9 protein-coding genes are annotated in these 8,973 nt (G+C 69.9%); 4 read left to right on the forward strand and 5 right to left on the reverse strand.

The window, feature by feature from the left end:
- Both KBZ04_RS10780 and yvcK read right to left on the reverse strand, forming a co-directional pair.
- Window positions 1-484 (reverse strand): FkbM family methyltransferase (locus KBZ04_RS10780; RefSeq protein WP_254991931.1); only part of this gene is annotated, 484 nt, incomplete at its 3' end.
- Between the two features lie 302 nt (window positions 485-786).
- A complete protein-coding gene (yvcK, locus tag KBZ04_RS10785) occupies window positions 787-2,103 on the reverse strand; it encodes a uridine diphosphate-N-acetylglucosamine-binding protein YvcK (protein WP_254991939.1) in 1,317 nt (438 codons plus the stop codon).
- A 287-nt stretch (window positions 2,104-2,390) separates the two neighbouring features.
- Between yvcK and KBZ04_RS10790 the strand changes: the two genes are divergently transcribed.
- Window positions 2,391-3,134, forward strand: a complete 744-nt coding sequence (locus KBZ04_RS10790) for an ABC transporter ATP-binding protein (RefSeq protein WP_409995964.1) — start codon at window positions 2,391-2,393, stop codon at window positions 3,132-3,134.
- 4 nt (window positions 3,135-3,138) lie between these two features.
- Window positions 3,139-4,161 carry an MlaD family protein gene (locus KBZ04_RS10795; RefSeq protein WP_254991933.1) on the forward strand — a complete coding sequence of 341 codons (1,023 nt, stop codon included), beginning with the start codon at window positions 3,139-3,141 and terminating at the stop codon, window positions 4,159-4,161.
- Here KBZ04_RS10795 and bchD read toward each other — a convergent pair.
- From bchD to KBZ04_RS10810, 3 genes are all read right to left on the reverse strand, one after another.
- Complete coding sequence (bchD, locus tag KBZ04_RS10800) at window positions 4,148-6,259, reverse strand: magnesium chelatase ATPase subunit D (RefSeq protein WP_254991934.1); 2,112 nt, start codon at window positions 6,257-6,259, stop codon at window positions 4,148-4,150. The genes KBZ04_RS10795 and bchD overlap by 14 nt on opposite strands.
- A gap of 69 nt (window positions 6,260-6,328) precedes the next feature.
- Window positions 6,329-7,153: a cytochrome c biogenesis protein CcdA gene (locus KBZ04_RS10805; protein ID WP_254991935.1), complete on the reverse strand. Its 825-nt coding sequence runs from the start codon at window positions 7,151-7,153 to the stop codon at window positions 6,329-6,331.
- Window positions 7,150-7,635: a thioredoxin domain-containing protein gene (locus KBZ04_RS10810; RefSeq protein ID WP_409995963.1), complete on the reverse strand. Its 486-nt coding sequence runs from the start codon at window positions 7,633-7,635 to the stop codon at window positions 7,150-7,152. Before KBZ04_RS10810 ends, KBZ04_RS10805 begins: the two co-directional genes overlap by 4 nt.
- A 180-nt stretch (window positions 7,636-7,815) precedes the next feature.
- Here KBZ04_RS10810 and folK point away from each other — a divergent pair, with 180 nt between their 5' ends.
- Complete coding sequence (gene folK, locus KBZ04_RS10815; protein ID WP_254991937.1) at window positions 7,816-8,421, forward strand: 2-amino-4-hydroxy-6-hydroxymethyldihydropteridine diphosphokinase; 606 nt, start codon at window positions 7,816-7,818, stop codon at window positions 8,419-8,421.
- 53 nt (window positions 8,422-8,474) lie between these two features.
- A partial coding sequence (locus KBZ04_RS10820) for an NUDIX domain-containing protein (RefSeq protein ID WP_254991938.1) occupies window positions 8,475-8,973 on the forward strand: 499 nt, incomplete at its 3' end.

The raw sequence follows: 8,973 nt of genomic DNA on the forward strand, positions 1-8,973 counted from the left end.
CAAGCGCAATGATGCGGAAGCGCTTAAGCGTCTCTTCTGGACATGCAAGTAGATTTCGGTACTCTGCTCCTTCTATGTCCATTTGTAGAAGAAGGTCGTCATTGTCGCTTGGAGACTCCTGGGCTATCCATTCTTCCAGCGTAATGCTTTCACTTCCGCCATCGATGTCAAGCCACTTTTTTCTGAATGTCTGAAGGCCCTCAATCAGCGGTGTTTCGAAAGAGGTGGGATCACTTGTGAAATCACACAGATGACATGTTATTCCATAAGATAAAGCCAAGAAGTCCTCAAAGTCTTTGAAGTTATTGACTCCTGGAGAAAAGCAGGCTGCTACTCCCGATAGATCGTCTGGAATGAGATAGGAGCCATCGCTGTTGCCTCCTACTCTGACGAGAGGATAAGGGCACTTCTTGGGCTTCATGAACATTAGTGTTTCATAGAGCTCTTTCCCTTCGCGAGGTTGATTGTGACGGTCGTTTTTCATTGATGGGCTTAAGACACTTGCTCTTTAGATTGGCTTCTAGAGCGTCACCAGCGCGGGTGCTTGTTCAGAGGGTTTTGCATGGTCTGATTGGGGGCCAGGTGGATGGTTATGGTTCTAGCTGTCCGTGCCTTCAAAGGCAGCAGGACAGCCACTTTGAAGCACTGCACGCGCTGATCCCCGCTTGCAGTGCAAGCCCGCAACGGTTTTCCGACGAACGAATCGTGCCCTCCTGATGCCTGTCATCCATGCCAACAGGGGACCACACTCAATTGACAGCTTAACAACTTGGTGGGACTCAACATTTAATCCCTCCGGTGCTTCCGGAAAAACCGAATCACCTCCTTGGCCACGCTGCGCGGTTCATGGCGCAGCGTGGCGCTGGGCCGGGCTCCCTGCAGCGGCGCCAGGATCACCTCATAGCCCTGCTCCTTGAGGATGGAGGCTTCGCAGGTGACGGGTTCGGCCCCCCGCAGCTTGTAAAGGTCCACGAGGCTGGAATCGGCCAGTTCCTCCTGGGCCAGCACGGCGCCGAAGAGGCGCTGCTCCACCCCCAGGCTCGCCAACTGGGCCTCGATCGCCCGCAGGTGGCCACCCACATCGAGGCCGTCCGTCTCGCCGGGCTGGGTCATCAGATTGCAGATGTAGAGGCGGGGTGCCTTGCTGGCGCTGATGGCGCTCACCAGTTCGGGCACCAGCAGGTTGGGCAGCAGGGAGGTGTAGAGGCTGCCGGGACCCAGCACGATCAGGTCGGCATTGGCGATGGCCTCCAGGGCCCGCGGCAGGGCAGGCGGCCGCTCCGGTGTGCAGCCGAGGCGCACGATCGGGCAGGGGGCATGGCCGATCTGGGATTCGCCTTCGATGCGCTCCCCGTTCTCCAGCTCGGCCCAGAGGCGCACGTCGGCGTTGGTGGCCGGCACCACCTGGCCCTGCACCGCCAGCACCCGGCTGCTGGCGATGATCGCCGATTCCAGGCTGCCGGTGATCGCGGTCAGGGCGCTGAGGAACAGGTTGCCGAAGCTGTGGCCCTCCAGGCCGCTGCCGGCCTTGAAGCGGTACTGGAACAGCCGGGTGAGCAGGGGCTCCTCCCGTGCGAGGGCCGCCAGGCAGTTGCGGATGTCGCCGGGGGGCTGCACGCCCAGCTCCCGTCGCAGCACGCCGCTGCTGCCCCCGTCGTCGGCCACCGTGACGATGGCGGTGAGGTTGCTGCTATAGCGCTTCAGGCCGCTCAGCAGGGTGGCCAGACCCGTGCCGCCACCGATCGCCACGATGTTGGGGCCGCGGTTCAGCCGTCGCTGGGCCAGCAGGGCATCCACCAGCAGGGTGTCCTTCTCCGGAGCCAGGGCCTGCTGGATGGCGCCGAAGCTGCGGCTCTGGCCCAGCCAGACCATGGCGGCGCCGATCAGCAGCACCAGCGGGCCGGTGATCCCCCGCGGCATCACCTGGGTGAGCCGATTGAGGCCCCAGCGGATCGTCTCCAGGGTCCAGTAGATCGGCTGCAGGTCGGCCCACACGGCGGCCCCCAGCAGGGCGATCACCAGGCCGAAGCCCGAGGTGATCATCCAGCGCTTCACCACCAGTCCGGGCTGCAGCCAGCGGGCCGCCCGCCGTGAGCGGCTCATCAGGTCCTGCTGGCGCAGATCGCCGCGGCCCACCCAGCGGGGGCGCCCGGGTCGGGCGGCGACTCGGCGCCGCCGGGCGTTCGCAGCGGGGCCTCGAAGCGTCAAGGGCAGGGCGTGGCGACGCGGCACAGACCAACCGAACTGTACGGATGAAAAGCCCGTCCTGAACAGGCAGGATGGGAGCCGGGCCCCAGCGGTCCCCTTGCCGTGGTTCCTTGGCCCTCCGTCAACTGGCGCTGAACGCTCCCCCGTCCACCCCGCCGGTGGCGCAGCTGGAGAACCTCAGCATGCGCTGGGGTGAAACCCTGGGTCTCGATCGGGTCGACCTCAGCCTCCTGCCGGGCGAGCGGCTCGTGGTGGTGGGGCCGTCGGGCTCGGGAAAATCCACCCTGCTGCGGCTGTTGGCGGGGCTGCAGCTGCCCACCGACGGGCAGCTGCGGATCCACGGTGAGCCCCAGAGCTACCTGCGCCTGGATCAGCGCCACCCCCCCGACGTGCGCCTGGTGTTCCAGAACCCTGCCCTTCTGGCCTCGCTCTCCGTGCGGGAGAACGTGGGCTTCCTGCTTTATCGCTTCAGCCGCCTGGGTGAGAAGGAGATCGCTGAACGGGTGGACCAGGCCCTGCAGGCCGTGGGGCTGGCGGGCATCGCCGATCGCATGCCCGGTGAGCTGAGCGGCGGCATGCAGAAGCGGGTGAGCTTCGCCCGCGCCCTGATCGATGACCCCACCCTGGCGTCGGCCCGCACCCCCCTGCTGTTGTTCGATGAACCCACGGCCGGCCTCGACCCGGTGGCCTGCACCCGCATCGAGGACCTGATCGTGCGCACCTCCCGCATCGTCCATGCCTCCACCCTGGTGGTGAGCCACGTGATGAGCACCATCGACCGCTGTGCTGAGCGGGTGGCCCTCCTCTACGACGGACGCTTCCGCTGGATCGGCGCGGTCGAGGACTTCCGCATCAGCACCAATCCCTATGTGGTGCAGTTTCGGAGCGGTAGTCTGCACGGACCGATGCAGCCGGCCGAGAACTGAGCCCATGCGCCGGAGTGTCCGTGAAGCCCTGGTTGGATTTTCCCTGCTTGCCGCGGTGGCCAGTGGCATGGGTCTGTGGCTCTGGTTGCGCGGTGTCTCCCTGACGGGCAACACCTGGACGATCCGGGCCAGCTTCGCCGATGCCGCCGGTCTGGCCGTCCGTTCCCCTGTCACCTTCCGGGGGGTGCTGGTCGGCAACGTGCGCAAGGTCACGGTCACCGATGCGGCCGTGGTGGCTGATCTGGAAATCACCAACCCGCGCCTGCGCCTGGCCCGGCCCCTGGTGGCCCGTGTCGGCGCCGCCTCCCTGCTGGGGGGAGATGCCCAGGTGTCCCTCCTGGCCGGAGGCGGACCCCTGCCGGCCAGCCTGCCGGGACCGAGGGACCGGGCCTGTAACAACACCCGCATGGTGTGCAACGGCGGCCAGGTGACCGGTATCGCGGCGGCCAGCTTCGACACCGTCACGGAGTCGGTGCAGGGTCTGCTCAACGAGGCTGAGAAGGAGCAACTCGTGCAGCAGATGGTGGCGGCCACCGCCGCCTTTTCCAAGACCGCCAAGGAGACCGAGCTGCTCACCAAGAGCGGCCAGGTGTTCCTGCGCGACGCCCAGGTCCTGGTCACACAGCTGAACCGCTCGGCGGGCAAGGTGGATCCGATCCTGAGCAACCTCAACCTCGCCAGTGCCGATGCTGCTAGGGCGACGAAGCACGTCGGCAACCTGGCGGCGGCGCTCGACAACCCGAAGACCGTGGCCGACCTCCAGGCCACCCTCACCAACGCCAAGCAGCTCACCGACCGCTGGTCGGCCGTCGGCGGCGACGTGAGCAAGCTCACCGGTGATCCGAAGTTCCTCGACGGCATCCGCAGCGTCTCGATCGGCCTGGGCAAATTCTTCGAGGAGCTCTATCCGGCCGAGGTGGACGCGGCCCGTGATCGGAAGGCCCTCCAGGACGCCCGCCAGCAGGAGGCGAAGGCCGCCCGCCAGGCCGCCCAGGACCGGCTGGCTCCCACCGTCAGAAACCGTTGATCGCCTCCAGGGCGATGGCGGCGATGGCCTGGTCGCTCGCCTTGGGCAGCTGCACGTAACGGCCCCCGGCCGCTTCGGCCAGCTCCTTGCCCATGCCGCTGCCGATGAACTTGCGCTCGGTGTCGATCACCAGCAGCCGCAGCCCCAGGCTGCGGTAGCGGCCGGCCACCTGCCGCAACTCCTCCTTGAGATCCACCGGTTCCTCCCCCTCCAGCGCCGGTTGCCCCAGGGAGCGGCTGAGGGGCACATTGCCGCGACCGTCGGTGATGGCCACCACCACCACCTGGCCCAGGTCACCGGTGGCCAGGGCGTTCGCCCCCACCCGGGCCGCCTGGGCGAGGCCGTGGGCCAGGGGTGAGCCGCCGCCGCAGGGCATCGACTCCAGCCGCCGACGGGCGGCGGTGATCGAGCGGGTGGGCGGCAGCAGCACGTCGGCCTGCTCGCCGCGGAAGGTGATCAGGGCCACCTCGTCGCGGTTCTCGTAGGCCTCGGTGAGCAGACGGATCACGGCCCCCTTGGCGCTCTGCATGCGGTTCAGGGCCATCGAGCCGCTGGCATCCACCAGGAAGATCACCAGGGCGCCGGCCTTGCGCTGCAGCTGCTTGGCCCGCAGGTCCCCCTCCTCCACGATCACCCGGCGGTGGGGTTCCCGGGCGCGGCGGGCCTTCTGGTAGGGCGCGGCGGCCCGCAGGGTGGCGTCGATGGCGATGCGGCGCACGGGCCCCCGGGGCAGCATCGGCTTCACGTAGCGGCCACGGCTGTCGCTGAACACCATGGCCCGGCTGCCGCTGCCGCCGCTCTTGGCCTTCGCCGAGGCGAACACCAGCAGGTCGGGGTCGATGGCGGTGGCCTCCGGATCGAGCAGGAATTCCTCCGGGATCTGCGGCGGGGCCTGGTCCTCCGGGCTGTCGTCCTGGTCGTTGTCCGGCTCGTCCGGTTCGTCGCTCTCCGGCTCCTGCTCCGGCGGCTCCGGTTCCTCGGGGGGCTGCTCCCCCTGGGGCGGTGGTGGCGGCGGCGGGGGCTCCATGGGCTGGTCGGGATCCGGGGGCGGCAGCTGCAGGGCCCGCGGGGCGATCACCAGCCGCACCGCCACCTGCAGATCGTCCGCCTCCACCCGGTCGCGGCCGGAGAGGGCCGCATGGGCCCGGGCCACCCGCACCGCGTAGAGCTCGGCCCGGTGCCCCTCGACGCCGCCGCGGATGGCTTCGGTGACCAGGTAGCGGATCTGCTCGCGGTCGATGGCCACATCCGGCAACCACTGGCGGGCCAGCAGCAGCTGGGTGGCCAGGGCCTCGGTCTCCTCCTGCCAACGGGCGCCGAAGGCGGTGCTGGAGGCGCCGTGGTCGAGGGCCGAGCGGGTGATCGCCACCCGCTGGTCGGTGTGGAGCAGCTGGTTGGCCGACAGGGCGATGGCGAAGCGATCCAGCAGGTGGTCGCGCACCGCCCCCTCCTCCGGGTTGTAGGTGGCGATCAGCAGGCAGCGGCAGGGGTGGGCAAGGCTCAGCCCCTCCCGCTCGATGCGGTTCTCGCCGGAGCCCACCGCCGCCAGCAGCAGGTTGGTGATGCCGTCGTCGAGCAGGTTGAGCTCGTCGACGTAGAGCACGCCCCGGTGGGCCTCCGCCAGCAGCCCTGGCTGGAACACTGGGGCGCCCGCATTCAGGGAGGCGGCCACGTCCACTGAGCCGATCAGCCGGTCTTCGGTGACGCCCAGGGGCACCTGGATGAACGGCGCCGGGATCACCCGGGTGGGCAGCAAGGCGGCCGGGTCGGTGCCGCTGGCATCGCCGCCCAGTTCGGTGATGCGCCGCCGGGTGGCCGCGTCCCATTCATCCGGCCGGCTGGGATCGGCCTGTCGCAGCCCCGGACCATCGGCCAGGTCGATGACGTCGATCGGGGGCAGCAGGGCATGGAGACCCCGGGCCAGCACCGACTTGCCGGTGCCCCGTCCGCCGGCGATCACCACGCCGCCCAGGCCGGGATCCACCGCCGCCAGCAACAGGGCCAGCTTGAGGGTGCCGTGGCCGGTGATGGCGGCCAGCGGAAAGCTGCCGGTGGGCGCGGCACCGGCGGGCGCGGCAGGGGACCCGCTGACGACCATGGGGCAGTGGCTGGGTGGGTTGGCCAGTCTCGCCGACCGGGTGGCGGCGGGGGCCCTGGCCGGCTCCGTCTACCCGTTCCGCCAGCTCCAGATCAGACCCTGAAGCACATAGAACCCCCCCGCTGCCAGCAGAATCAGTGCGCTCAGGCGGGTGAGGGTGGCGCCATGGCGCAGCAGCCCCCGGGAGGCGCCCATGAGACCCGCCCAGAGGCTGGTGGCCGCGATGAGCGCCGTGTACCCCAGGGCGTAGCTCACCATGGTGACCACCGACAGCAGCCCGGAACCGGTGCCGGCGGCAGCGGCCAGCACCGAGAACAGCACCGGACTGGCACAGGGGGAGCTCACCAGGGCGAAGCCCATCCCCACGAGGAACGGTCCGCCGGATGGGGGCAGGGCGGGCAGGCGGGGCAGGCGCAGCGGCAGCCATCCCCCCAGATGGAGGCCCATCAACAGGATCACCAGTCCCACCCCGAGGTGCACCGGGCCGCGGTGGTCCACCACCACGGCCGAGGCGAAGGAGGCGACGAGGCCGAACAGACTCAGCACCAGGACGGTACCGGCCACGAAGCCGGCCACCCTGACGAGGGCCTGGCGTCGGCTGAGCGGCCCGAGGGTGCCGATGTAGCCGAGGTTCAACGGCAGCATGGCCAGCACGCAAGGGGACACGCTGGCCAGCAGCCCACCGGCGAACGCCGCCAGCGGCACCACCAGCGGTGGGGGCGCTCGCCAGGCCTCGAACCGTTCGGCGTAGGCCTGGGACACGGCCAGGATCGCCTGATCCAGCTGGGCGCCGATCCGCGGCAGGCTGTGTGCCGCCAGCCCCGCCGCCACGGACGCCGCGGCCAGGAGCACCAGAACCGCAGGTCCGTTGCGGCCCAGGGGGGAGCGGATCATGGCCGGATCATCGCTTGGGCCTTGCCGATGGCGGCGGCGTAGGCGCCCGCATCCGTGCTGGCCCGGAAGGTCTGAACGGTGGTGCCGCTGCGGGGGTCGAGGACCGCCACCAGGGAGGTCTGGCTGCGGTTGGCCTCAAGGAAGGCGCTGAGCCCGAGCGTCCTGGCCCGTTCACGGGAGGCCTTGAGGGTGGCGGCATCGGACACGTCGAAGGTCACGAAGGTGGCTTTGCCGGCCTTGCTTTGCTGGAGGGAGCGCAACGTCGGAGCGATCGTGCGGCAGGCGGGGCACCAGCTGGCATAGATGTCCACCACCACGGGTCTGCCCTGCAGTGAAGGGGCGAGGGCCCCGGCCTGCTTCTGGGCCATCCACGGCCCTTCACTGCCCACCTGGGGCGGTGCGCTGAAGGAGACGGGGCCTGGCAGGCCGCTGGGCAGGGGGTTGGCGAGGGTGAGCAGCAGAGCGGACAGGGGCAAGGACATTGCGGCAGAGGTGGCGGACGCCTGATCTACCGACCAGCTCTCCGGGTGGATTGCCGGAGGGCCTTCATGGGCCCTTCGCCTGCGCGGGACGCGTTCGGGAGCGTGTCCGCGGACGTTGGCGAAGATGGCTCCCACCGGCCCGGAAGGGTGCTGATGGGAGAGGCCCGAGGGCGACGGTCGATGTTCAACCCCCCTGCCGATCCCCGCCGCGCCAGCCTGGCCATCGCCCTCGGCGCCAATCTCGGCGACCCAGTCGCCACCTTCACGGCCGTGCGGCCTCTGCTGGCGGCGGAGCTGGAGGCCTGGGCCGGAGTGCGGCTGCAGCTGAGCTGGTCGCCCCGGTTCCGCACCCAGCCGGTGGGGGGGCCGTCGGGACAGCCGCCCTATCTCAATGCCGTCCTGCTGGCACGGTTCGCTGCGGCGTCGGTGCCGGCGGACCGCTGGCCTGATCCCACACGGCTGCTGGCGCGTCTGCTGTGGCTGGAGGCGGCGTTCGGCCGGGAGCGCCGCGAGCGCTGGGGACCCCGCCGTCTCGATCTCGACCTGCTCTGGTGCGGGGACCGCACCTGCCGCAGTCCGGAGCTGGTGCTGCCCCATCCGCGCCTGGGGGAGCGGGCCTTCGTGCTGGCGCCGCTGGCGGCGATCGATCCCGAGCAGCGCCTGCCCGCAGCGGCGGCCGGCCCCGCCGCCTCGGTCGCCGAGGCCCTGGCGGCTCTGCCGGAGCGGCCCGGGGAGCCGCCGCCCCTGGCCCTGGCCGGTGGACCGGGCTGGCCCGAGGGCCCCTGAACCGCGACCCCTGGCTCCCGCCCGTCACACTGGGGGCCCGAACGGCCCGCCCCATGGCTCCCCTGCCGCCCCCCGAGCCCAGCATCCATCTGGAAACCACCGCTGCCCTGCAGGCCCGCAAGGTGCGTTTCGAGCTCAACCGGGTGGTGCTGCCGATCGGGATCGAGGGCACCTACGGCGTGATCCGCCATCCGGGCGCCTCCCTGGCGGTGCCGGTGCTCGAGGACGGCCGGGTGGTGATCCTGCGCCAGTACCGCTTCGCCGTGGCCGGCCGGCTGCTGGAGTTCCCGGCCGGAACCCTGGAGGAGGGGGAGGAGCCCCTGGGCTCGATGCGACGGGAGCTGGAGGAGGAAACCGGCTACAGCGCCATTCGCTGGGATCCCCTGGGGGCCATGCACCCCTGCCCCGGCTACTCCGATGAGGTGATCCACCTCTTCCTGGCCCGCGATCTCACCCTGCTGCAGGATCGCCCCCCTGGCGACGACGACGAGGACATGGAGGTGCTGCTGCTGGAGCCGGCGCAGCTGGATGCGCTCCTGGCCAGCGGTGATG

It is taken from the genome of Cyanobium sp. N5-Cardenillas (assembly GCF_024345515.1).
In the GTDB taxonomy this organism is placed as follows: Bacteria; Cyanobacteriota; Cyanobacteriia; order PCC-6307; family Cyanobiaceae; genus Cyanobium.

Coding starts and splice junctions, on each gene's coding strand:
- yvcK (WP_254991939.1), bottom strand. CDS start 2,103: ATGAGCCGCTCACGGCGGGCGGCCCGCTGGCTGCAGCCCGGACTGGTG.
- KBZ04_RS10790 (WP_409995964.1), top strand. CDS start 2,391: ATGCGCTGGGGTGAAACCCTGGGTCTCGATCGGGTCGACCTCAGCCTC.
- KBZ04_RS10795 (WP_254991933.1), top strand. CDS start 3,139: ATGCGCCGGAGTGTCCGTGAAGCCCTGGTTGGATTTTCCCTGCTTGCC.
- bchD (WP_254991934.1), bottom strand. CDS start 6,259: ATGGTCGTCAGCGGGTCCCCTGCCGCGCCCGCCGGTGCCGCGCCCACC.
- KBZ04_RS10805 (WP_254991935.1), bottom strand. CDS start 7,153: ATGATCCGCTCCCCCCTGGGCCGCAACGGACCTGCGGTTCTGGTGCTC.
- KBZ04_RS10810 (WP_409995963.1), bottom strand. CDS start 7,635: ATGTCCTTGCCCCTGTCCGCTCTGCTGCTCACCCTCGCCAACCCCCTG.
- folK (WP_254991937.1), top strand. CDS start 7,816: ATGTTCAACCCCCCTGCCGATCCCCGCCGCGCCAGCCTGGCCATCGCC.